The 23,778-nt window shown below is 50.2% G+C and carries 23 protein-coding genes; 7 read left to right on the top strand and 16 right to left on the bottom strand.

Annotated elements, in window-relative coordinates; translation table 11 throughout:
* Positions 1-82: 82 nt before the first annotated feature.
* A complete protein-coding gene (locus L2097_RS05270) occupies positions 83-430 on the top strand; it encodes a DUF1304 domain-containing protein (RefSeq protein WP_250352272.1) in 348 nt (115 codons plus the stop codon).
* An 81-nt stretch (positions 431-511) separates the two neighbouring features.
* Here the strand turns inward: L2097_RS05270 and L2097_RS05265 are convergent, their stop codons facing one another.
* The 5 genes from L2097_RS05265 to crrC all read right to left on the bottom strand — a co-directional run bounded on the left by L2097_RS05265 (position 512) and on the right by crrC (position 7,203).
* Complete coding sequence (locus tag L2097_RS05265) at positions 512-1,372, bottom strand: hypothetical protein (protein ID WP_047370095.1); 861 nt, start codon at positions 1,370-1,372, stop codon at positions 512-514.
* Positions 1,369-2,028, bottom strand: a complete 660-nt coding sequence (locus L2097_RS05260) for a hypothetical protein (RefSeq protein WP_047370094.1) — start codon at positions 2,026-2,028, stop codon at positions 1,369-1,371. Before L2097_RS05260 ends, L2097_RS05265 begins: the two co-directional genes overlap by 4 nt.
* A gap of 204 nt (positions 2,029-2,232) precedes the next feature.
* Positions 2,233-3,303 carry a helix-turn-helix transcriptional regulator gene (locus tag L2097_RS05255; RefSeq protein WP_250352271.1) on the bottom strand — a complete coding sequence of 357 codons (1,071 nt, stop codon included), beginning with the start codon at positions 3,301-3,303 and terminating at the stop codon, positions 2,233-2,235.
* A 180-nt stretch (positions 3,304-3,483) separates the two neighbouring features.
* The gene (locus L2097_RS05250; protein WP_250352270.1) at positions 3,484-6,600 is read right to left on the bottom strand and encodes a multidrug efflux RND transporter permease subunit; all 3,117 of its coding nucleotides are present in this window, start codon (positions 6,598-6,600) and stop codon (positions 3,484-3,486) included.
* Positions 6,601-6,795: 195 nt separating this feature from the next.
* On the bottom strand, positions 6,796-7,203 hold the full coding sequence (crrC, locus tag L2097_RS05245) for a colistin resistant protein CrrC (RefSeq protein WP_047370091.1): 408 nt from the start codon (positions 7,201-7,203) through the stop codon (positions 6,796-6,798).
* A gap of 375 nt (positions 7,204-7,578) precedes the next feature.
* On the opposite strand from crrC, the gene L2097_RS05240 reads away from it, so the two are divergent.
* Together L2097_RS05240 and L2097_RS05235 are read left to right on the top strand one after the other, a co-directional pair.
* Entirely contained in the window at positions 7,579-8,283 is a 705-nt protein-coding gene (locus tag L2097_RS05240) for a response regulator (protein WP_250352269.1), read from the top strand.
* The gene (locus L2097_RS05235; RefSeq protein WP_250352268.1) at positions 8,280-9,356 is read left to right on the top strand and encodes an ATP-binding protein; all 1,077 of its coding nucleotides are present in this window, start codon (positions 8,280-8,282) and stop codon (positions 9,354-9,356) included. The genes L2097_RS05240 and L2097_RS05235 overlap by 4 nt, the downstream gene beginning before the upstream one ends.
* 15 nt (positions 9,357-9,371) lie before the next feature.
* Here L2097_RS05235 and L2097_RS05230 read toward each other — a convergent pair whose 3' ends face one another.
* The 5 genes from L2097_RS05230 to L2097_RS05210 all read right to left on the bottom strand — a co-directional run bounded on the left by L2097_RS05230 (position 9,372) and on the right by L2097_RS05210 (position 16,303).
* The gene (locus tag L2097_RS05230; protein WP_085007085.1) at positions 9,372-10,286 is read right to left on the bottom strand and encodes an ATP-grasp fold amidoligase family protein; all 915 of its coding nucleotides are present in this window, start codon (positions 10,284-10,286) and stop codon (positions 9,372-9,374) included.
* A 195-nt stretch (positions 10,287-10,481) separates the two neighbouring features.
* A complete protein-coding gene (gene fdnI / locus L2097_RS05225) occupies positions 10,482-11,135 on the bottom strand; it encodes a formate dehydrogenase-N subunit gamma (RefSeq protein WP_047370087.1) in 654 nt (217 codons plus the stop codon).
* Positions 11,128-12,015, bottom strand: a complete 888-nt coding sequence (gene fdxH, locus L2097_RS05220) for a formate dehydrogenase subunit beta (RefSeq protein ID WP_047370086.1) — start codon at positions 12,013-12,015, stop codon at positions 11,128-11,130. Before fdxH ends, fdnI begins: the two co-directional genes overlap by 8 nt.
* Before the next feature lie 12 nt (positions 12,016-12,027).
* Positions 12,028-15,078: a formate dehydrogenase-N subunit alpha gene (gene fdnG / locus L2097_RS05215; protein ID WP_250352267.1), complete on the bottom strand. Its 3,051-nt coding sequence runs from the start codon at positions 15,076-15,078 to the stop codon at positions 12,028-12,030.
* Positions 15,079-15,613: 535 nt separating this feature from the next.
* Positions 15,614-16,303, bottom strand: coding sequence for a VIT1/CCC1 transporter family protein (locus L2097_RS05210; protein ID WP_085007088.1), 690 nt, complete (start codon positions 16,301-16,303; stop codon positions 15,614-15,616).
* 361 nt (positions 16,304-16,664) lie between these two features.
* Between L2097_RS05210 and L2097_RS25760 the strand changes: the two genes are divergently transcribed.
* Positions 16,665-16,925 (top strand): SDR family NAD(P)-dependent oxidoreductase, encoded by a 261-nt coding sequence (locus L2097_RS25760; RefSeq protein ID WP_350028993.1) that lies wholly within the window; start codon positions 16,665-16,667, stop codon positions 16,923-16,925.
* On the opposite strand, the gene L2097_RS05205 is transcribed toward L2097_RS25760, so the two are convergent.
* Entirely contained in the window at positions 16,876-17,655 is a 780-nt protein-coding gene (locus L2097_RS05205; protein ID WP_085007089.1) for an SDR family oxidoreductase, read from the bottom strand. The genes L2097_RS25760 and L2097_RS05205 overlap by 50 nt on opposite strands.
* Complete coding sequence (locus L2097_RS05200) at positions 17,655-17,981, bottom strand: nuclear transport factor 2 family protein (protein WP_250352266.1); 327 nt, start codon at positions 17,979-17,981, stop codon at positions 17,655-17,657. Before L2097_RS05200 ends, L2097_RS05205 begins: the two co-directional genes overlap by 1 nt.
* A gap of 90 nt (positions 17,982-18,071) precedes the next feature.
* Between L2097_RS05200 and L2097_RS05195 the strand changes: the two genes are divergently transcribed.
* Positions 18,072-18,398: a winged helix-turn-helix transcriptional regulator gene (locus L2097_RS05195; protein ID WP_085007091.1), complete on the top strand. Its 327-nt coding sequence runs from the start codon at positions 18,072-18,074 to the stop codon at positions 18,396-18,398.
* A gap of 82 nt (positions 18,399-18,480) precedes the next feature.
* On the opposite strand, the gene L2097_RS05190 is transcribed toward L2097_RS05195, so the two are convergent.
* A complete protein-coding gene (locus L2097_RS05190) occupies positions 18,481-19,026 on the bottom strand; it encodes a GNAT family N-acetyltransferase (protein ID WP_250352265.1) in 546 nt (181 codons plus the stop codon).
* 439 nt (positions 19,027-19,465) lie between these two features.
* On the opposite strand from L2097_RS05190, the gene L2097_RS05185 reads away from it, so the two are divergent.
* Positions 19,466-19,708, top strand: coding sequence for an HTH-like domain-containing protein (locus L2097_RS05185; protein WP_250352264.1), 243 nt, complete (start codon positions 19,466-19,468; stop codon positions 19,706-19,708).
* Positions 19,709-19,987: 279 nt separating this feature from the next.
* Entirely contained in the window at positions 19,988-21,307 is a 1,320-nt protein-coding gene (gene guaD / locus L2097_RS05180; RefSeq protein ID WP_250352263.1) for a guanine deaminase, read from the top strand.
* Positions 21,308-21,385: 78 nt separating this feature from the next.
* Here guaD and uraH read toward each other — a convergent pair whose 3' ends face one another.
* From uraH to L2097_RS05165, 3 genes are read right to left on the bottom strand one after another with little or no spacing between them, the layout of a single operon-like run.
* Entirely contained in the window at positions 21,386-21,709 is a 324-nt protein-coding gene (gene uraH, locus L2097_RS05175; protein ID WP_250352262.1) for a hydroxyisourate hydrolase, read from the bottom strand.
* Positions 21,706-22,206: a 2-oxo-4-hydroxy-4-carboxy-5-ureidoimidazoline decarboxylase gene (uraD, locus tag L2097_RS05170; RefSeq protein ID WP_085007095.1), complete on the bottom strand. Its 501-nt coding sequence runs from the start codon at positions 22,204-22,206 to the stop codon at positions 21,706-21,708. Before uraD ends, uraH begins: the two co-directional genes overlap by 4 nt.
* Positions 22,184-23,566: a nucleobase:cation symporter-2 family protein gene (locus L2097_RS05165; protein ID WP_250352261.1), complete on the bottom strand. Its 1,383-nt coding sequence runs from the start codon at positions 23,564-23,566 to the stop codon at positions 22,184-22,186. The genes uraD and L2097_RS05165 overlap by 23 nt, the downstream gene beginning before the upstream one ends.
* Between the last annotated feature and the right edge of the window lie 212 nt (positions 23,567-23,778).

Raw genomic sequence — 23,778 nt, 5'->3', positions numbered from 1 at the left:
ATAAAACGAAGGGATTTTTCTTCGTTTTTTTATACCGTTATCTATACTCCAGATACCCTGCTCTTATCCGTTAAGGTTCCTTGTGTTAGCAAACATCCTCATCGCGCTTGTCGCCGCTATCCATGTCTACATTCTGGTTCTTGAAATGTTTTTGTGGGATACCAAAACAGGCCGCAAGGCGTTCAACCTTAGCGCCGATTTTGCCCGTGACACCCGCGTGATGGCCGCCAATCAGGGACTGTATAACGGCTTTTTAGCCGCCGGTTTGCTGTGGGGTCTGTGGCTGGGGGACGCCGGGTTTCCAGTCAAACTGTTCTTCCTGGCATGCGTATTGATAGCCGGGGTATTTGGCGCAGCAACCGCCAGCAAGAAAATCCTCTATGTTCAGGCGCTACCGGCGCTTATCGCGATGGTCGCACTGCTGATGTAATGAATGTCTGAAATGAGAGGGATTACCGATATGCATTGGTAACCGACAGTGACTACCTGTAATGGCGGACTCTACCGCACGCTAATCATCAAGAAGCACCTTCTGCGCGGGTGTTTCTTTATTTTGGGGTATGCCAAAATCACGTCGGATATCTTTTACGCACTCCCCCTCCCGGCTTTTACTGGTTGACTGGGTGCAGTCGCGTATCATCGTCCAGCGCCCGGACTGGCAACGGTAGGCTCTTTTACCATAAGAAACAGACTGCCCCTCGGAATAGAAACAGACACGCGACTGGCAGCTCTCTGCGTCCTTTACAATGAACCATGAGCAGGATTTGCCTGTATAATCAAGACCCTCATCACTCGGTTTATCGGTCTGAACACTTTTCTTCTGCTTCCCGCTGTCCTTATTACTTGCCAACTGTTTCATTAGCTCGGGTGTACACTCCGCTGGTAGCGCATCGCCAGGATCGGACGTTTCCACGCCTGCACGACACATTAACGCTGGCATAATTTTTTGCCGGAATTCATCTGCGCCATGACGGGCCAGCGCCCTGGCCCATGCGGGAACCTCAGATTCCGGTAACGCTGCATAACGGTCATATTCGGCAATTTGTACTTTTGACATTTCGATGGCGGCAGCCAACGAACCATGGGTCTGAATTAGTAACTCCGGCGAGGTTTCCAGACCCTGACGCTCATCGCCCACCCCGGTAGCGATTTCGTACGCCACTGTCGGGTTGGGACAACTTTTTTTGCTTTTAACCTTTTCCACGCTCGCAGGTGTTTTACTCATCCAGGCGGCACACTTCCCCAGAGTATGTTTTTCAATATTGTTTTTTTCTTCCTGGGTTTGGTATTTTTTTCCCGTACTCAGGAGATCATCATAGGTCGATGCCGCGCACAAAAAAAACAGGCTAAGAATAATCAATAATGTCTTCATTTTGTTTTATTCCATTCGACATCGTGGACTTCGTTATCAATTACCACATGAAAAAAGAGTGGTGAATCAAAATTAAGATTTTGAGCAATAATCACCCCACCATAGCCTTCGCCAGGAGCAATGCGTTTTTCGTTCAAAGACTCATTAGAGAATTTGTTATTAATAAAGTCAGATTCGTTTTGAATCTGCTGGGTTGTTTGTTCAAGAGAGTTGGTATAATCACTGGCCACTGAGGGCTGTTTTGCGAGACCTGCCGCAACGCCCATCAAAAGACCCGAGATCATCGAGAAGGTATTGTGCGAGCTCATTTTATCATCCTGAACCTTGCTGACATCCGCTGAACTCATAAGCATGACGGGCGTAGCGCCGTTTTTCACATCGAAATTACGCACGCCAAAATCAAATGGATGATCAGATTTATTCATCGCTGCGACTTTATAAACGGCGCATTTACTGCAGTACCCTTTTTCATCGTATAAATAAGTAATAATAAACCTGGAGTTATTACGCTCAGAGACAATCACTTTTTGACCGGTATCCGTCACATCCAGTTTTTGATAATTAGGATGATAGACTCTGTTATTATAGCTATCAGATGAACAGGCACTTAAAAATGCGATAGCCAGTACAATAAATAAGAGAGAAGATCTTAGCATATCAAAACCTCGCCAATAGACGACAGACAGATGTTTAAAATCACATCCATTTGCAATGACTTTCCTTAACAAGGAGACAGCAGCACACAACCGTGGCTGAGGAAATAATGCCCGGCCAGGCAGATAGCCGCTTGTCCTGTTAAATCCGAGTATAATTTCCGCTGGAAAAAATCCTCTCATTCATTTAGATGAGAGGATAAAAAATTAGCCGTGAACTGCTCTCGCAATCAACAGCAGCTCAGACTGGTTACGGGTGTTGGTTTTTCTGAACAGCGCGCTCAGATGCGTTCGCACCGTAGCAATAGAGACGCGTAAATGGAGCGCGCACTCTTCTGCCGTCATTCCACGAATCAGCAATCCTGTCAGGGCATTTTCACTGGGGGTAAGCCCGAAGAGATCGATAAGCGGCGTACCGCTGAGTAAGGGTAACGGAATGATAATGCTGGCAACGCCGACCATTTGCGCTGAAGGCAGCACAAGCACTGGCATCGTCTTACTTCCTGTCGTATAGCACAGACCCGCTTTTGGCAGTGAATCGGTTGACGTGGCACGCCGAATAGCCTGCTTTAATTTTTTACTGTCGGTATTGATATTCAGCGTATCGTGACAGGTTGCCCAGCTATCCCTGTACCTGTCGTGATAATGTTCGGCATGACGGTTCGCATAGAGTATTTTTCCCACACCGTTCACTAACCATACCGGATAAATATGATTATCAAGCAATGCGTTCTGATATTTTAAATTTTCCCGCAGTGACTCAAATCGGGCATGAAGATGAGTGGCTGTAATTAACGCAGGTATAAGACGCTTAAAAAGATCAAAATGCGATTGTTGTGGGTAAAGCGCACCGTTAGCAGTCATTAGCGATAAAAAGCAGGCATAACCATTGACAGCACTTAATTTAACGCTGGTCAGATAATTCATATCGTTAGGACGATGAAATTCATTGTAATAAACGCTTGAGGCAATAAATTTATCTCCCAATACCTCTCTGTCCTGATAGAGCTCTCCCACTGGGGCACTGGTCAATATTTTCTCAGCAGGATCCAGCGCCAAAAATACATCACGATAGGCGGTAAATACTTTTTCTTCACAGAGCAGGGCATCCGTCAGCAGTTGCGCATTGCCTTTGTCGTAAAAAAGTAACGCGGCATATTGATGCCCTACCAGTAAGGCGATTTTTTCAAGCACGCAGGACCACACCTGAGGCTCGATCGTCGCGGCGAGGAGGAGCTCTAAAATTTCCGAATAAAGTCTCTCATCTTTCAGGGCCATAGCTCTACCTGCGTGCGCAATACCGTGCTTGTGTTTACATCTGCGTAAACCAGCACAACGACTGAAATTAAGAATAGTCTTAGATTTCAGGTTCTGCTATTACACCTCTACAGGACCTCGCGCAGTAAGCTCGGCACATCCGCCCACCGCAAAGGTACTGGATGGAAGCGATAGTGGAGATTACCTGTTTCGGGGTTTATTCTGGCCGAATTTTCGCGTTTCAAGAAAGCGGACAATGACGACGAAAAATACGGGAACAAAGAAAATAGCCAGTAACGTTGCGCTGATCATCCCTCCGAATACCCCTGTTCCTATAGCATGCTGAGTGCTGTCGCTTGCACCTTTGGCAAGCATCAGGGGAACCACGCCTAATGTGAACGCTAAAGATGTCATGAGTATCGGGCGCAAACGCTGTCCGGAGGCAATGAGTGTCGCCTCGATGATGTTTTTGCCCTGGTGCATTAATTGTCTCGCAAATTCAATAATCAGAATGGCGTTCTTGGCAGAGAGCCCAATAAGGGTTATCAGACCGACTTTAAAAAAGACGTCGTTCGTCATATTCGCAACGGTTACCGCCAGTACGGCGCCGAGCAAACCCAGCGGAACAACCAACATCACCGCAAAGGGAACAGACCAGCTTTCATAGAGCGCGGCGAGCACCATAAACACCACTAACATCGACAGAACAATGAGCCCCGGAAGCTGTGATGCTGATGCCTTTTCCTGTAATGAACTGCCTGCCCATTCGCCCGCAAAACCTGACGGTAAGTTTTTTGCAAGTTCCTCCATTGCCGCCATTGCGGTACCTGTGGATTCACCGGACGATGCATTTCCGGTTATACGAATGGCGGGATAGCCCTGATAGCGGTTCAGTTGCTGCGGCGCGACCTGCCAGGAGAGCGTTACAAACGTGGACAACGGAAGCATCTGCCCCTGGCGGTTTTTAACCGATAAATGTAATAACTGTTCCGGCTGCATACGGAAAGGTGAATCAGCCTGGACAATGACCTGCTGAACCCGGCCATTATTGATGTAATCATTGACATAGTTTGATCCCGTTGCGACGGAAAGGGTTTGATTAATCTCATCAAACGAAACCCCCATGGCTTCGGCTTTTTCCCTGTCAATGTTAAGGGCGAGCGTTGCTCCCTCCGCAAGACCATCAATGTAAACATCGGTCAAATATGGGTTTTTATTAGCCTGCACGACGAGTTCATCCGCTGCCTTTTTTAACGCCTGATACCCCCTGCCTCCCCGGTCTTGCACATAATACGTGAACCCGGATGAGGTCCCCATATCAGAAATAGCCGGCGGAAGCAGACTCATTGTGACCCCGTCGGACACACTCTCCATTCTTGACTGAATAGCGTCAGCCTGATCTTGTGCGCTCATTCCTTCGCGTTGTTTCCAGTCCTTAAGGGTGGTGAACGCCATGGCTGAATTCTGACCGGAGCCTGAAAACCCAAATCCCAGAATCATAATGTTGCTTTCGACCGCCGGTTGACCGGCGATTTCCTCTTCAAATTTTTGCACCACCTTAAGCGTACGCTGCATCGTCGCGTCTGAGGGAAGCTGGATTGATGACATAAAGTAGCCTTGATCTTCATCCGGTAAAAATGATGACGGTAACGAAGACAGACCGAGAAAAAGCGCCATGCACAACGCGGCATAGAGCATCATCATTCGTCCGGTCCGTTTCAGAACAAATCCGAGGCCGGAGGCGTAAAGCGAAGTAAGCGCATAAAAACGACCGTTGAACCACGCGGAAAACGCGCTGCCTCTATGCGAGGTATGATGATGGGGTTTTAATAACGTTGCGCAGAGTGCTGGCGTAAGCGTCAGTGCCAGAAAGGCGGAGAGTAAAATAGACACCGCCATAGAGATACAGAACTGCCGGTAAATAATCCCGACAGACCCTCCGGCAAACGCCATCGGGATAAATACCGCCGTGAGCACCAGCGTAATACCCATTATGGCCGGCGTGATTTCATGCATCGCTTGTCGCGTTGCCTCCTTCGGTGAGAGCGCCTTGTCTTCCATCAGGCGTTCAACGTTTTCTACGACAACGATGGCGTCATCAACGATAATGCCGATTGCCAGCACCATGCCAAACATGGTCAAAATGTTGATGGAAAAACCGCTTAACAACATCACCGTAAAGGTCCCCAACAGCGCCACAGGCGCAACGATGGCAGGGATCAGCGTGCAGCGGATTTTATGCAGAAAAAGCAGCATGACGAAGAAGACCAGAACCATCGCTTCAACGAATGTCTCCAGCACCTTCATTATGGATAATTTAACGAAAGGCGCTGTATCAAAAGGAACCGTAAATTCCATTCCCTCAGGAAGTACGCCTGACAGCTCAGCCAGTCGCGCTCGGACACCGGATGCCGTATTGATAGCATTTGCACCGGGCGAAAGCTGGATAGCGGCAGCCGTTGCCGGAACACCGTTTTCACGAATTCCAAAGGCATAGCTTTGTAACCCGGATTCAACGCGGGCAACATCGGCCAGGGTCAGACGAGCGCCGGAGACCTCCGATTTAAGCGTAATATTGCGAAACGCCTCAACAGAGGAGAGTTGCCCCCTGACGGTTATCGGATAGGTAACGGCCTGACCAGAGACCGCTGGCTCGTCTCCCGTTCGGCCAGGAGAGACAATCACGTTTTGCTGACTCACTGCGGTTAATACGTCCGTAACAGAGAGTCCGTAACCGTGTAATTTCATCGGGTCAAGCCAGATCCGCAGCGCTTTCTCACCGCCAAATAGCTGCACTTTCCCGACACCCGGCACACGTCGCAGTTCATCCGTCAAATTTCTGGCGAAATAATCACTTAAATCCGCTTCCTGATATTCGCCGGTGCGGGATTTTAAACCCACCATCATAAGAAATCCGGAATTAGCGGCCTCAACATTAATACCATTTTGCCGCACAGCCTGCGGCAAACGCGGCTCAACAATCTTGATCTGGTTTTGCAGGTCCATCTGGGCGAGTTTAATGTCTGTACCCGGCCTGAAAGTGACCGTAATAGATGCCATACCGGTGGTATCACTGGACGATTCAAAATACAGTAAGTTATCCACGCCTGAGATCTCGCGTTCAATAAGCGAAACGACAGAGGTGTTCATGACATCCGGACTGGCGCCGGGGTAACTGAGCGAGATGATAATACCGGGCGGTGCAACCGCCGGATATTGTGCTACGGGCAGTTGGGGGATAGACAATAGGCCGGTCAGAACAATAAACAGCGCAACCACCCAGGCAAATATGGGTCTTTCAATAAAAAAGTACGGCATCAGAAATAATTCCAGTCAACTGACATAACGTTCAGGAAAATTAAAAAATTCACTAGCCTGCCTCACCCTTCCCGGCGGAAAGTCATGTGATAAATGATGTGTTTCAATGATAAAAAAACGATATTGACCACGTATGACAGGTTTATGGAAAGAGTGTGGAGGCGGACTTTCTCTGTCCCTTTATGCATCACACAATTACTTTATGGTGAAAAAAGTCCACATCATCCGCATCAATAAATACACTGGCGTACCGAAGAAAAAGACACTTAAAAAACATCCGTAATAAAATATAAAATCATCCATCCCTGGCATCATATTGAGAAGTAAATTGAACACCAGAATAGTATAAACAAAGACAACAATAACATAGAACGTTATGACGGCTAACTCCCTTAATGCCCCTGGTTTCTTTTGAATGATAAAAAAGAAAAAAGCGATGACCACACAGGTAAACGCCAGGGGCAAAGAGATGACCGCGACATCTGCTTTTTCTTCAATAGTGTGCGCAACAAACAACCACGGAAACAGTAATATGCACGATACCAGAAAAAACAAAAAAGAATCCCAAATTACCTTTTGAAAAATACGTTCAATGTCTTTCATATTACTTTCCCTGACACAATCTAACGTGCATCAACTATGCATAAAGTTCTGGCTTTAGACGTTATAAATTTTGAAAATAAATAGCGTTCGGCGTCTTGCCTGGTTTCTCCAGTTGAAATGATTGCATCAGATTGTTGATTGTTTATTTCGGGATTGTGTAGCCAGTGTGGAGATACCTTCACGCAGTTTATTTCTTGCGGAAAAGCGCACAGGAATGCAACTTTTTTGGATTGGAACTGTCAGATTAGTCCTAACAAGGAGTAATATCAGACAAACAGACTTTACGCACATTGTATTCAATAACCTTTAAACAAGTACGACATAAGATATTTTTAGATAGAATAATTTCTATCATCGGTACTGGTGGAAGATAAAATGAACAAAGACAACCTGATCATTGTTGCTGAAGACGACGATGAAATTGCCGACATACTGATAAGCTATTTGCAGCGCGCGGCTATGAAAACCTTTCGAGCCAGGGATGGTGAGCAGGCCATAAATTTTACTCGCCTGCATAAACCAGACCTCATTTTACTTGATATCCATCTGCCTGTTTACGATGGATGGAATGTTCTTACGACCTTGCGCAAAGAGAGTAACGTACCGGTTATTATGGTAACGGCACTCGATCAGGACATCGACAAACTGATGGGGCTGAGGCTCGGGGCAGACGATTATGTCATAAAACCGTTTAATCCTTCGGAAGTTATCGCACGGGTTGAGGCTGTACTGCGCAGAACCCGAATGAACACAGAACTCGTTAATACCAGGCCGATAAGAACAGCGTATCTGACCATTTATCCTGATGATTTTTATATTGAAATAAACGTCAGGGACGAAGTCGTTACGCCGGTGTTGACGACGACTGAATTTAAACTTCTCACCTATCTGGCGAGAAATCCGCGAAAGGTATGCTCACGCGAAGAGTTACTTGATTCCTGCCTGCCAGAAGGTGATTCACTGGACAGAACCGTAGACAGCCACATGAGCAAGCTGCGCAAAAAGCTGGAAAATGCGGGACTGAAAGGGATCCCGGAGAGTATCAGAGGGTTGGGTTACCGCCTGGGTGAGAATAAATGAAAAAAGACCCTATTCTCAGTCGTCAAATATTGACATATATGCTGTCGCTCACCTTCATTATTATCGCTATCGCCGTACTGGGCTCTTATTTATTTTATACTTTTTTAATTTACTATTTGCCTGGAGGGGCCCTGACAGGAAATGAAGATGAAATGACCATGGTGGACTGGCTGTGGATCATGATAGCTTCGCTGACCAGTCTGGTCGTTTCGCTGTTCTTTACGGTGAAATTGTCCTCCAGAATTCTGACGCCGTTAAATGCGGTCGCGTATAGCCTGAAACAAATTTCCCAGGGCAACCTTGACGCAAGGGCAACCTGTACGAGCTCTCAGTTGGGAGAGATGAATAATCTCGTCAACGATTTCAATGAAATGGCAGAAAAACTGCAGACCCTGGATATTCAGCGGAACTTATGGAATTCGGCTATCGCGCACGAGCTTAGAACGCCGGTGACGATTCTGCGAGGAAGATTGCAAGGACTGGTTGACGGTGTGTTCGAGCCAGCGCCCGTCCTGTTCCAGAACCTGCTTAAGCAAACCGAAGGTCTGGCGCATTTAATCGAAGATCTGCGGGTTGTCAGTTCTTATGGTGGGGCCGGATATACGCTAACCCTCAGTGAGACTGACCTTGAGGTAACGATTAGGAGTGTGCTTGATAACTTTTTACCCGAATTTCAGCGCGCGCACTTTACTATCACCACTGAACTTGAGCACCAGCAGTGTTTCTGTGATCCTCTACGTATTATGCAATGCCTGACGGTGCTTTTTGATAATGCATTAAAATACGCGTCGTCACGATCGTTACGGGTAAAAAATGGCATTGCCGGGAAGGAAAACTTCATTCTCGTTGAAGACAGCGGCCCAGGCATTCCTGAGGAACGCCTGGGCCTGTTATTCCAGCCTTTCCAGCGAGGAGAACAGGCAAGAAAGAGTAACCCTGAGGGGTGCGGATTAGGGTTATCAGTGGTCAGAGCGATTATGCTCGCCCATGGTGGGAATGCAACTTACTGCCAGACCCAAGAAAAACACTCAATTTTTAAGATATCGTGGCCTGTCAGTCAGGAAAAGCAATAATACGGTAAAGCAGGCTCAATGGAGCCTGTTTTTACACAGCGTCAGATCCCACATCTCGCCTAATTTCGCATTCCAGCTTGCAGGCGTGATCTTTAGTTTCCCGCGCATAGGGCTTAATGTTATTTCGCTAAAATAAAGGTCATTCCCTTGCAGCATCAGGTCGACACGACAGTAGTCAATTTCATCAGCCAGCTCCTGAGCCGCAATAATGGCTTTATAGAATAACCGTGGCTCCTCAACGGCATCCGGTGTGTTTGGGTATTCCATCTGAAAAGGTTGTAGCTTCCATGACCTGTCATAAACATTGATGTATTCGTTGCCGCTTTCATCGCTAAAATCGGCCTCTACAAAACACGCCACCCCATGAAAGCAATGTATTCTGAACATTTCAGGCGTCTTTTTTCTCACCACCCCAGAAAAAATATCGATATATTTTTCGCAGAGAATCACCGGCGTTATAGATTTGTACTGCCACTCTCTGGTGGTGTAATACATGTTTTTATTGAGCGCAAGCTTCAATTTGTTCAATGCTTTCGCAGGCTCAAACCTGTCTTTATCTTTACAAATTACCGTACTTCCACTGTCATGGTTGCATTTTAAAACAAAGCGTTCGGGTAACGTACTAAAATCAATATCGTCAACGCGGTGGTAGACGCCAATCAATGGGATGGTTTTAACCCGCCTGGTTTTTGCATGTACATAATCACGGACGGCGAGTTTATCCGCTAATAATGTATAAAAAGGGTTACGATCAAATACCAGCCGGTGACAAATTTTCTCACTCAATGTCACAGGATTGATCAGGTCTGCCTGACTTCCGGAAATTTTATTAAGCGCTGCTGTGTGAAAATAGAGATCCGGGGTAACAAACACCCTGGTTTTTCTGATTAAATATTCGGCATATTTTAGAATGTAATTAAGCTTATTCATGGTTCCTCCTGAGCACGATCGATATTGTGTCGGAGGAAGATTGCTTTATATTGTCCAGTTAATGGAGAGAGTATGGAGCACGCTACAATAAATAAGCCTGATTCATTTAAATGGCAACGCTGGCGTGTTTATTTCTCAACGCAAAACGCAACGTCTTACAACAGCGACCACCGCAGCGCGGTGGTCGCCATTACGTCACAAGGGCTTGCTCTCTTGCGCCTCTTTTTCGGCAGCTTCAACGTCACGATACCAGCGCGGGTGATGCTTCTTCGCCCAGCGGCGGCTGACTTTGCCTTCAATCATGCCCTTAATGGAGCCCTTCACCCAGAACGCCATATACATATGGATCAGAATGGCGTGAATGAGCACAATCGCGGCCGTCGCGTGGATTAATAAACTCCAGCGGACAAAGGTGATGGAAAAATAATGGGCAAAATAAGGTCGCCAGATAATGACGCCGGTGACCAGCAGAACAAAAATCAGACTCATAATGCTCCAGAACATCATCTTCTGGCCGGCATTATATTTCCCGACATCCGCCACTTTATGTTCATTGCCTTTCAGTACCTCCACAATCCCTTTAACCCACGGAATATCCTGCTTATCGGGAATGTTGTGATGCACAAAACGGACAAACATAAACATCAGCAGGACGAATATCAGCACGCCAAAGAAGGGATGCAATATGCGCCCGACCTGTGGCGTTCCGAACGTTTCGGTCAACCATTGCAGGGTGGGGAAAAACAGCGCAATGCCGGAAAGCGACACCAGAAAGAAACTGATCACTACCGTCCAGTGACAGGCGCGGTCAATAAACTTCGTGCGCAAGATCATTTTGCTTTTACTCATGACCGTTCTCCTCTTCGTCATCATCCGTCTCTTTGTTCGGCCCTATTCCCACGTAGTGGTAAATCAGCCCGGCAAAGGTGGCGATAAACCCGGCTGCGGAGAGCGGTTTGAGAACGCCTTTCCATAAATTGACCGGCGTGGAAATCTGCGGATCGTTCGGCAGGTTGTGATAGAGCGCTGGCTGGTCCGCGTGATGCAGAACATACATCACATGTGTGCCGCCCACGCCCTGTGGGTTATAGACGCCCGCGTTGTCATAGCCGCGTTTTTTAAGCTGTTCCACGCGGTTTTCTGCGACGTTGAGCATCTCTTGTTTGGTACCAAACTGAATCGCCCCGGTCGGGCATGTTTTCACACATGCAGGCTCCTGCCCGACGCTCACTCTGTCCACACAAAGCGTACATTTATAGACGCGATTATCGTCCGGGTTCAGCCGTGGGATGTTGAACGGGCAGCCGGCAATGCAGTAGCCGCAGCCAATACAATGCTCGGACTGGAAATCCACAATCCCGTTGGCATACTGAACAATCGCGCCGGCAGACGGGCAGGCTTTAAGGCAGCCCGGATCCGCGCAGTGCATACAGCCATCTTTGCGAATAAGCCATTCCAGTTTATCGTTCTGCGTGGTTTCGCTAAAACGCATCACCGTCCAGGACTTCGCGCTCAGATCGGTCGGGTTGTCATAGACACCGTTGCAGTAGCCCACCTCGTCGCGAATGTCGTTCCATTCAGAGCAAGCGACCTGGCAGCCTTTACAGCCGATACAGACGCTGACATCGATGAGTTTTGCCACTTCCGCACGGAAATCCCGTGCCTGTGGAGGGGGCGTCAACCCATTGGTCGCGGAACGTTTAATAACATCTTGTGATTGCATAGCCATAGGTTCCCTCCTTTACACACGCTCGATGTTAACCAGAAACGCCTTGTACTCCGGCGTTTGCGAGTTGGCATCGCCGACCGATGGCGTCAGCGTGTTGGCAAGGAAGCCTTTGCGCGTTGCCCCTTCAAAACCCCAGTGACAAGGAATGCCGATGGTATCGACCGACTTCCCGTCTATGGTCAGCGTCTGCAGACGTTTCGTCACCACCGCTTTGGCTTTGATAAAGCCGCGTTTCGAACTCACTTTCACCGTATCGCCTGCCGCGATGCCCTTTTTCTGCGCCAGCGATTCGCCAATTTCGATGAACTGATCGGGCTGCGCGATGGCGTTGAGGCGCGCGTGTTTGGTCCAGTGGCGGAACAGCTCGGTGATAGAATAGGTGGTAGCGACATACGGGAAAGCGTCCGCTTTACCCATATTGGCGATATCGTCATGGAAAATACGCGCCACCGGACTGGAGACCACCGCCGGATGCAGCGGATTAGTGCCAATCGGCGATTCAATCGGTTCGTAATGTTCCGGGAACGGCCCGTCGTTCATTTTGTCGATAGAGAACAGGCGCGCCACCCCTTCCGGGTTCATGATAAACGGCCCGACATTGCTGCCCGGTGCGGCCTGGCTGTAATCCGCCACGTCCATCCCGCTCCACTTTTTACCATCCCAGTGCAGCAACGCGCGTTTGGCATCCCACGGTTTCCCTGATGGATCGGCGGAGGCGCGGTTATAGAGGATGCGACGGTTAGCCGGCCACGACCACGCCCATCCTGGCGTACAGCCAAGACCATACGGATCGCTGTTATCGCGGTTAGCCATCTGGTTGCCCTGCTCTGTCCAGCTTCCGCAGTATACCCAACAAAAACTGCTGGTGGTGCCGTCATCACGCAACTGGGCAAAGCTACTGAGCTGTTGGCCTTTTTTGGCGATCAACTGCCCTTTGTCGTCATACAGATCGGCCAGCGCCATCCCGTTCGCTTCCCGGGCAATCTCTTCCGGATGCGGATCGTACGGATCTTTATAGTTCCAGTTGATGTTCATCAGCGGCGCCGGGTTCGCGCCCCCTTCCTGCTGGTAAAGCTCACGCAAGCGCATGAACAAACGTCCAAGAATCTTACCGTCGTGCAACGCTTCGCCTGGTGGCTCCGCCGCCGCCCAGTGCCACTGGAGCCAGCGCCCGGAGTTGGCAATCGAACCATTTTCTTCGGCAAAGCAGGATGACGGCAGGCGGAAAACTTCCGTTTTGATGTCCGCAGGATTGACGTCGTTCATCTCCCCGTGGTGCTGCCAGAAATTTGACGATTCCGTCACCAGCGGGTCAATGACCACCATGTATTTGAGCTTCGAGAGCGCGCGGGAGGATTTGTTTTTATCCGGGAACGCTGCCAGCGGGTTAAAGCCTTGCACGATATAGCCGTTAATCTTCCCTTCCAGCATCAACTCGGCCTGGGTCATCACATCATAGAGGCGATCCCATTTCGGCAGCCAGTCGTAGCCCCAGTTGTTCTCTGCCGTCGCATGCTCACCCCAGAAACTTTTCATCATGCTGATAAAGAATTTCGGTGTGTTTTGCCAGTAGTTGACTTCGTTCACCCCCAGCGCAGGCGGGGTAATTTGTGAAATATAAGTCTGGTAGTCGGGCTGTTTTTCCGATGGCAGCGGCATATAGCCCGGCAGGTTGGTTGATAACAGGCCAAGGTCGGTGTAACCCTGAATATTAGAGTGACCACGAAGCGCGTTGACGCCGCCTCCCGCCATGCCGATATTCCCGAGCAGCAGTTGCAACATTGCCGCGGCGCGGATGATTTGCGCCCCGGCGGTATGGTGCGTCCAGCCCAGCGCGTAAAGAATCGTCGCGGTGCGGTCCGGCACGCTGGTGCTGGCCAGGATCTCGCAAATGCGTTTGAAATCGGCCAACGATGTACCGCACAGACGGTTGACCATTTCCGGCGTGTAACGTTCGACATGTTTTTTCAGCAGGTTCCAGACACAGCGCGGGTGGCTTAGTGTCTCGTCATGCAGAGCATTGCCCTGCTCATCAAGCTGATAAAACCAGCTCGATTTATCGTACTGGCGCTTTTTCGCGTCATAGCCACTGAACACGCCGTCTTCGAACTGATAGTCGTCGCGGATAAGCAGACTGGCGTTGGTGTAATGGCGCACATAGTCGTGTTGAACGCGATCATTTTCCAGCAGATAGCGAATCACGCCCAGCAGGAAGGCGGCGTCTGACCCCGCGCGGATAGGCGCATAAAGATCGGCTACCGCGGCGCTGCGGTTAAAGCGCGGATCGACCACCACCACCGTGGCGTCATTTTTCGTTTGTGCTTCAACGACCCATTTGAAACCCACCGGGTGTGCCTCTGCGGCGTTGCCGCCCATGATCAGCACCACATTGGCATTTTTAATATCAACCCAGTTGTTGGTCATCGCACCACGACCAAAGGTCGGTGCCAGCGCAGAGACGGTTGGCCCGTGGCACAGGCGTGCCTGACAATCGATGGCGACCATCCCCAGGCTGCGGGTGAATTTACCGTCGAGAATACCGGTTTCGTTACTGGCGGCCGAAGAGCACAACATACCGGTGGTGGTCCAACGGTTGACGGTCTGCCCCTGGGCATTTTTCTCGACAAAGTTCGCGTCACGGTCATCTTTCATTAACCGCGCAATCCGGTTAATGGCCTCATCCCAACTGATGCGCACCCATTTATCTGAGCCTGGCGCACGGTATTCGGGATACTGCAGGCGCGTCTCGCTGTGAATATAATCCAGCACGCCTGCCCCTTTAGGACACAATGACCCCCGGCTTACCGGGTGGTCCGGGTCGCCTTCGATATGGTAAATGCTTTCTTTCACGTTTTTGGCCGTATCGCCAAGGCTGTACATCAGCATGCCGCAGCCGACAGAGCAGTAAGTACAGTTATTACGCGTCTCTTTTGCTTTTAAGAGTTTGTATTGACGTGTTTCCGCATGAACGGAAAAAGATGATAAAAATCCGAGAGATGCAACAGTGGTTCCTGCCATACCGCCCGCGCAGATTCGAAAGAACTGCCTCCGGCTGAGCTCCATGTATCCTCCAGCTTAAACTTAAGACATGAAAAGGGACGGAGATTATAGGGGCAATCGAGACGGGAAACCATTACTCTTATGTGGTTATTGATACAGGTCAATATTTTGATTGTATTGAAGAAACCGGAAACTGATCAGAACAAGTAATTTGCCTGGCTAAATGCTGATTTTCGCCTTATTTGTGCCTGAAAAAATCGATACGGGAAGCGGCTACGGCTTGAACATACCCAGCCACATCTGCGCCCGATGGCGGGCAGATCATTCGCGAAAAATTTCTCAGGCGCTTCGCATACGCTGATACAACCCTGAGCACAGCCCACTACCTGCCAGGTCTTTCTTCCAGCGTGGCGGATGCTTATCTCTCTACCGTGCCGGACTGGCGCGCCCTTCTTTTCGATCGACCTGGATCACTGGCCCGCGCTAGCAACGTTTATGACGTCATCGCCTTGCCAGTCCGTGATATTTTTATGTTTATCCTGGAAAGGATTATTCACTTGTTCACTGGACGCATTTTTTCTGAGAATTAAAGCATGTGCTAAAACAGTGACTGCCCGGCAAGATGACCTATTCCCATCGATAAAACCATCGCCATGGTACTCCAGAACGTAATTCTGATTATTGCCCTGAGCGGATTCGCTTTGCTCACCACCGATGATATATAGCCAAGGACAGCCAGTGAAAAAAGAGTGGAAAGGATTATAAACAAAGAAATCAGTGACGTGGGGGTAAGCCAGGCAATGATGACAGGCAGTACCGCGCCGGCAGAAAAGCTCCCTGCCGAGAAGATGGCCGCCTGCAGCGGTTGCGCAGAATTGGTACCTGTCAGACCGAGTTCTTCCCGTGCATGGGCATCAAGCGCATCTTTCATCATAAGCTGTTGCGCCACCTGACTGGCAAGCGCTGGCTCCAGCCCCCGTTGCATATACAGTGAAGTCAGTTCCTGTACTTCGCCCTGGTAATCTGTTTCCAGTTCCTTTTTTTCCTGAGCGAGAGCCGCGTTTTCAGTATCAGACTGAGAGGAGACGGATACATATTCCCCTGTCGCCATCGACATCGCGCCAGCAACCAGCCCGGCAATCCCCGCCAGTAAAATCGCAGAAGGGTTCGGATTCGCAGACGCTACCCCGAGAACAAGGCTTGCCGTGGAAACAATGCCGTCATTAGCCCCCAGTACGGCAGCCCTTAACCATCCCACGCTTTCAATGCTGTGTCGTTCAAGATGCATGTTTCTGTTTTCCAGTAAATGTGCAGGTTAATAACACCAGTATTGCTCATAGATAAAAATGCGCATTCCTTTATTTTGGAGGTTAAATCTTAAGTTTGTATTAACGTTGAATAATGGCTGAGCGCTAAATGTTGATAATATTATCCCGCCTGCCTTTGGTCGAAATGATAATAAATATCATAGTTGTTCAGTGGCGACGTAAAAAAGCATCGTTAAGTATTAGCGTAAATTCTTTATTTATATGTTCTCTGCCTGGTGGATATTCAGGAAATCAAAACGTCATTGCTGATAGTATTTCCCCTTTTCGTATTGCTCTCAGACTGTCTAAGCCTGATCGGGTGTAAACGCATCTGTCATAACGGTGAATGTTACCCAGCCCGGCATCCTGCCCACTGATAGGCAACGCGAGGCGTTAGGCGAATCAGTGCCTGAATCACTGATCGCCTTTCATCCCATCCGTCTTATCGCCACACTCGAAGAAGTGGCCGCCATGGTGAGGTATCTGGCGGGTCCGCAAGAAGGCTATATCACAGGCGGCATTATGGATATTGCCGGTAGACTGAGGACCAGGGTTACACCGTCGGAATCGTGCCGCCATCTATCACATATTCAGTACCAGTGATGGTGGCCGCATAGGGTGACACAAGGAAAGCAATCAGATTCGCCACCTCAATCGGCTTAGAGGGACGCCCCAGTGGGATCCCGCCGAGTGCATTCATGATGATCTGCTTGCCGCCTTCGTAATCCGTACCCGCCTCCTGCGCCAGCCGCTCAGCCATCGCCACCGAGGCTTCGGTTTCGATCCAGCCAGGCGCAACGCGAACTACGCGAATACCTTTCGGTGAAACCTCTTTCGACAGGCTTTTACTGTATGCCGAAAGCGCCGCTTTAGCCGCCGCGTAACCGGTTGTCGATTGCGGTAATGGCAGCTCACGCTGAATAGAAGTGACGTGGATAATCACCCCACTCCCCTGCGCCAGCATCCCGGGCAACAACGCACGATCCAGGCGAACTGCGGGCAACAAATTAAGATTGAGTTCCTGTTGCCACTCCTCTTCGCCCAGCGCCGCAAAACCGCCGCCAGGCGCCGTAGAACCGCCCGCCACATGAATGATGGCGTCAACACCGCCCAGATGTGTCTGAACAGCATGTGCGACGCTGGCACATCCTTCAACGGTGGTCAGATCCGCCGCCACGAAGGCATCAGCAACACATTCCGTGGGTGCGTGACGAGCAGTGGTTAATACCCTCGCCCCCCACTCTTTTAATAGCCCGACGACCGCTTTGCCGACGCCTTTGGTGCCCGCGGTTACCAGCACGCGTTTACCCTGGAAATCAAGTTTCAATGCCATTATACGATCTCCAGCGTGTTGATCTTGCCGCCAGAAAGCCCGAAAGCATGCCTGAGCGTTACCGGGCTACCGGGGAAATTGCCGACAACCTTCGAAGTGACGGTCACCCGGTCATCTTCGGTAAGTATGTCAAGCGGTTCGACGCTGTAATCAAATGCAGTCCGGACGGCGCGTTGCCATGCCGCGATAGCCGCGTGTCCCTGATGGGTTTTACCTTCATCTTTTACAATAGCGTCAGCGGTAAAACAGTGCTCAACGCTGGCGATATCGCCGCCATTGCTTATCACAAAATAGGTCGCAATAGCCTGGGGTAATAATAAAGACATGGTTCTTGACTCCCGTTATTTACAGTACGGGTATATTCAACATAGACTGTGAAATTGACAAGTACGCACAAAAAAGTGAGCTACTGAATTATGAGTAAGTTATATAGCCCGGAATCAGCCGCAAGCGGCGTGGAACAGGTTCTGCGCCTGCTTGAAGGCCGATGGAAATTAATTATTCTTTTTCATCTGTTCGATGGAAAAGTACAACGCTATTCCGATTTTGAAAAACTGATCCCCGGTATTTCGCAGAAGATGCTCGCCCAGCAATTGCGCCAGCTGGAATCAGACGGGATAGTATCACGTACGGTATATCCGCAGGTGCCGCCGAAGGTGGAATATCGCCTCACCGAGTGGGGCCAGGCGCTGTGCCCGGCTCTCGATGCAATGCTCAAATGGGCTGAAAAACGCGAGATTTAACGGCAGGTGGGGTTCGTTGATAACGAGGTGAAACGCTCTGCCCACGCCTTTGAGTGAATGCTCTTTTTGCTTGTCCTGTGTATTAATTCTCGGGAAGCACAAGTGAATTCAGAACGTGATCCTGCCACTTACCGTTTATTTTGAGGTAAGAACTGGCATACCCCTCTTTAATAAATCCGAGGCTTTTAAGGGTATTTGCGCTACGTTCATTGTCGGGGAGATGATTCGCCATAATACGATGCAACCCATAATGTTTGTGTATATAGCTAATCGCCTCGCTGAGGACTTCGCGCATCAAGCCTTTCCCCTGATAAGAACGATCAAGCGAAAAACCCAGGTAACAGGCCTGGAAAACACCATAAACAAAATTGGTAAAGTTGATGTTACCAATGATTCTATTCTCTCCTTTCATGGTGAAGACAATAGATAGATTTTTCTTTTCTTCGAATTCATTACATGAGCTTTTTATCCTGGTGATAATATTTTCCATGGAGAAATACGCTTCATCGCGTAATGGTTCAAATTGCGAGAAATAATTTCTGTTGTCAACAATATAATACCGAAAGCTTTCAGCCAAATTTTCTGTTAATAACCAGGCGTCTGTTCGTTGTGATGAAAATAATTTCACTTTCCGTCTCCCGGGAATTTAAGGGGGAGTGAGTGTATGGCTAAACGCTCTCTGTTTCAAACAGTTCTACTCTTGCAAGCATTCTCAACGCGAATATACCCCCCCGGCAAACGCCCTTCCTGTCGGATTATACTCATCGACTGCGCTGGTCAGTGACCCGCCAGGTTATAGTGCAGGGTATGAACGTAAGAGGCGTTGCTCCGAAGCCCCAAACAGCAACAGGATGCCGCTGCTCTGCAGTACGGACTGCTACCCCCAGGACACACAAAATGTAGGCCATGGGATCATGGAGCGCAGATGCAGTAGAATTCGCCAGAATTTACATACAGGATATATCTTCATAATGTGGAGGCCATACCTTTCATTCATCACGTGAATATGTGTTAAAAGTAAATAACCTTCAGTAATACTTAGCAGCAAAACAAGTAAGGTCTACTTAATGGATAATCAGGAATACATCTATGCAGAGATTAAAAAAGCTCTGCGTGACGCCCCCCCTCGCGCTAAATCAGCAGAAATGCATCTGCAACTTATTAAATATGCTGATGAGTTGAAGCATGTGCCAAGTGACATTGTTTGCGATCGAATTGGCGTTAATCAATCATTCCGAACGGTCGTCAGTAAAATGATTAAAATCGTCAATCGCCTGAAAGCAGCCGGGCTGGATGTTTCGAAAATTTGATGGACTTTGACCGTGGCGTCACGGCTCAGGTAAAACCAAAACGAAATCTACTTGCTGTTATGCAGTCATCAAGCGCCTCTTCTCACCGTTAGCCCTGATGCTGTGTGCATGTTGCCGCAGGTGCACACGCCCTCTTCTCACCACAAAACAGTTCTTTTTCCGCCCGTCAAAGGGGCCGATTTTTGGGTGTACCACGCCGTCTCCCCCACCATTCATCCTTCACTGGCACTCATCTTGCATAATTTTTTTACCCGTATGGAAACAACGAAGGCAGAAAAGATGATTGACTACCATGTCGCTATCCGCGGCGCGCTGTTTGATATTGCTCAGGTCTGCGACAGCGCAGACGAAATCGCCCTTAATGCGCGTTTTATTGAAGACGGGCTGCTGTTTATCCGCGACGGTTACATACAGGCGCGAATGACCTGGCAGGAGGGAGAACAGCATCTTGATGCGCAAAAAGGCTACACCGACCGGCGTGGCAAGTTGCTGCTGCCCGGCTTTATCGATGCCCATGTGCATTACCCGCAAACGGAGATGATCGGCGCGTTTGGCGAACAACTGCTGGAGTGGCTGACCACTTACACCTTCCCGGTAGAGAGCCAGTTTGCCGATGAAGCTTACGCGGACGAGATTGCCAGGTTCTTCATTGAGCAGTTGCTAAGCCACGGCACCACCACGGCAATGGTGTTCTGCACATTGCATCCGGCGTCGGTCAATGCCCTGTTTAGTGAAGCGTTACGCCTGAATATGCGCCTGATTGCCGGTAAGGTGATGATGGATCGCCATGCACCCGAGTACCTCAGTGAAACCGCTGAAGAGAGTTACCGGCAAACCCGTGAGCTGATCCTGCGCTGGCAACATCAGGGTCGACTGGGCTATGCCCTTACGCCACGCTTTGCGCCCACCTCAACACCTGAGTTGCTTGATGCTGTGCGCCGTTTGCGCGAAGAGTTTCCGCAGACCTGGCTCCAGACGCATTTAAGTGAAAACCCCAATGAAGTGGCGTGGGTGAATGATCTCTGGCCAGAGCATGCGCGCTATCTCGACGTTTACCACCATTATGGGTTGACCGGCGAGGGTAGCGTCTTTGCTCACGGTATCCATCTGCATGATGAGGAGTGGCAATGTCTGCATGATACCGGTTCTGCGGTGGCCTTCTGCCCGACCTCAAATTTGTTTCTCGGCAGTGGGCTGTTCCGCCTGCCCGCCAGTTGGCAGCACAAGGTTCGCATGGGCATTGGCACGGATGTGGGCGCAGGTACCACGTTCAGTATGTTACGTACGTTGGGCGAGGCTTACAAAGTGGGCCAGTTGCAAAGCTATCGTCTGCGCGCCAGCGAAGCGTTCTACCACGCCACGCTTGGCGGCGCACATGCCCTGCGTCTGGATGATAAAATAGGCAATTTCGCCGTCGGGAAAGAGGCTGACTTTGTGGTCATCGATCCGGCAGTTACACCGTTGCAGCGCCTGCGTAACGAGCGCTGCAAGGACATTTATGAGCAACTGTTTGTGCTGATGACCCTTGGCGATGACCGTAATATCAGCGAGACGTGGATTAACGGTCAGCGCGCCTGGGGGAATCTGGCTGAGGAGTAACCCCGTTCCCGGGTGGCGGCGCAAGCGCCTTACCCGGGCTACATCCGTAGCCCCGGTTAGCGCAGCGACACCGGGGAATCAGCTCCCTCTATAGGTTGACCAGCCGCCGGGGGCAATTAAAAACGGCAGATGGAAATGTTCCTCTGCCCCCTCAGTAATCACAAAATCAATTTGCGCGCAGGGAAACAGTGTCGCCACATCATGCTGCGCAAACCACTCCCCTGTTTGCGCCACCAGCCTGTAACGCCCCGGTGTCAGCGGCACAGAAAACGCACCAATGCGCCCATTACCGTCGGTGATACCCTGCGCCAGCACGCGCTCATCGCGCGCCAGAAAGACCGTCACGCCGGGTGCCGGTTTACCGGTAGAAATATCAAGAATATGGGTACTAAGGCTGCTCATTCGCCAATCGCTCCTGCCAGTCGTAATAAGGTTATTTCGCGTAACTGTTCCAGCGCCACCGCCATTTCTTCGGTTACGCTGTTAGCCAGCCGCTGTTCTAGCGCATGCAGGATCTCTTCCCCGCTGCGACCTTTTGCCCGAATCAAGAAGACCCTGCCAAAACGTGCTTCATAGCGTAGATTGCCCATCCGCAATGCCTCTGCCAGTTGCATGTCATCTGCATTGACCGCCGACTGCTCCTGGCGCGATAGCGCGGCATGCGTCTGCTGACCTGCGGGTTTTTCGCCAATACGCGGATGTGCGCTCAGCGCCTGTTCCAGTTCGGCACTTCCCCAGGATTCAGCCAGCGCCTGCGCGGTGTGGCGCAATGCGGCAAGACTGGCAAACGGACGTGCGGCAACCAGCGCCGCTGTCCAGCCGGGGAGCGCCACGCAAGGCTGTAACAACGCCATCGCAGCATCAGGCTCCAGTTGATTAAAGTGACTCAGCGCGATCATCGTGACTCCTTGTGTCAGCAACGATAGTTGGTTTTTCTTCCGGAAGAATAAGATTCAACACAATCGCCACTAAACCGCCGCAGGTGGCCGCTGAGCCAAACAGATTACCGATAATCGCCGGGAAGTGGGCAAGAAAAGCGGGTACAGCTTCGACGCCCATCCCGAAACCGAACGCCAGCCCGACGATCAGCATGTCGCGGCGGGTTAACGGGTTCTGGGTAATGATGCGGATACCGGCAGCCACGACGCAACCAAACATCACCATGGTCGCGCCGCCCAGTACCGGCAGTGGGATCTGGCGCAGCACTTCGCCAAATGGCGGAAACAGCCCGAGCAAAATCAGGATCACGCCGATATAGCGCCCGACAAAGCGACTGGCAACGCCGGTCATCTGGATAACGCCATTGTTTTGCGCAAAGGTCGTATTCGGAAAAGCGCAGAGCATCGCCGCAATCATGCAACTGATGCCATCGGCGAGGATGCCGCCTTTCAACCGGGAACGAAAGGCGCTGTTATCAATCGGCTGGTGGGAGATCAGACAGTTGGCGGTGAGATCGCCTACTGCCTCAAGAATACAGACCAGCGATACCAGCGCCACCGGCAGAAAAATGGCGCCGTTGAACTGGAAACCAAACGGGAATAGCGCCGGCAAACGAAACCAGGTCTCGCCGAGACCGTTGAAATGAAATTTTCCGGCAAGCGCCGCCGCAATACAGCCAACAGAAATGCCAACCACCACGGAAGAGAGGCGCAACCAGCGGTTCTTCGCGCAACTTAATAGCACAATCACTGCCAGCGTACCTGCGCCAAGGGCGATATTGCTCATGCTGCCAAAATCTTTCGCCTGCACACCGCCGCACCAGTTATTCACGCTGACTTTAATCAGACTCATACCGATAAGGGCGATCACGCTGCCAGTAATGATCGGCGTAAAAATGCGTTTGAGCGGCTCAATAAAACGGCTGACGATCATCGGTACCAGCGCGGCGACCGCATTCACGCCAAACAGCATCGCCATGACATCCTGCGCGGTCCCCCCCTGACCTTTCACCCACATTCCGCCGGCGATAGCCACGCCGAGAAAAGCGAAACTGGTGCCCTGCATACAGATCATCCCGGCCCCAACGCCCCATACGCGGTTGGATTGAAGAAACGTACCCATACCCGAAGCCAGCAACGACATGCTGATCAGATACGGCATCCACTCACCCAGCCCCAGCGTCGCGCCGATAATCAGCGGTGGCGTGATGATGCCGACTAATCCGGCCAGCACATGCTGTAACGCACTGAAAAAAGCGGGCAGCGGCGGGATCCGCTGTTCCAGCCCGTACAATAAACCGTTGTTTTTCTCATCAGACATGGCCTTGCATCCTGTTATCGATTAGCGTCAACGGCCTGATGCACAAAGCAGGCCAGAGTCAATAATCCCTGACACCGCTGTGAAACTTTCGATTCTCTACATCTGACGGAGAAATTTTTGATTCACAAAAAGGCAACACTATTGCAAATATGCACAACAATAGTGCAACAAAATGGTGCATTGGTTGATTTACCCTGCTTTTACGCCTGCGC

Origin of the sequence: Citrobacter sp. MNAZ 1397, assembly GCF_023613995.1 — a bacterium.
Taxonomy (GTDB): Bacteria; Pseudomonadota; Gammaproteobacteria; order Enterobacterales; family Enterobacteriaceae; genus Phytobacter; species Phytobacter ursingii.
The sequence above is the reverse complement of the archived record's forward strand: the minus strand, read 5'-3'. Positions and strand labels throughout refer to the sequence as shown.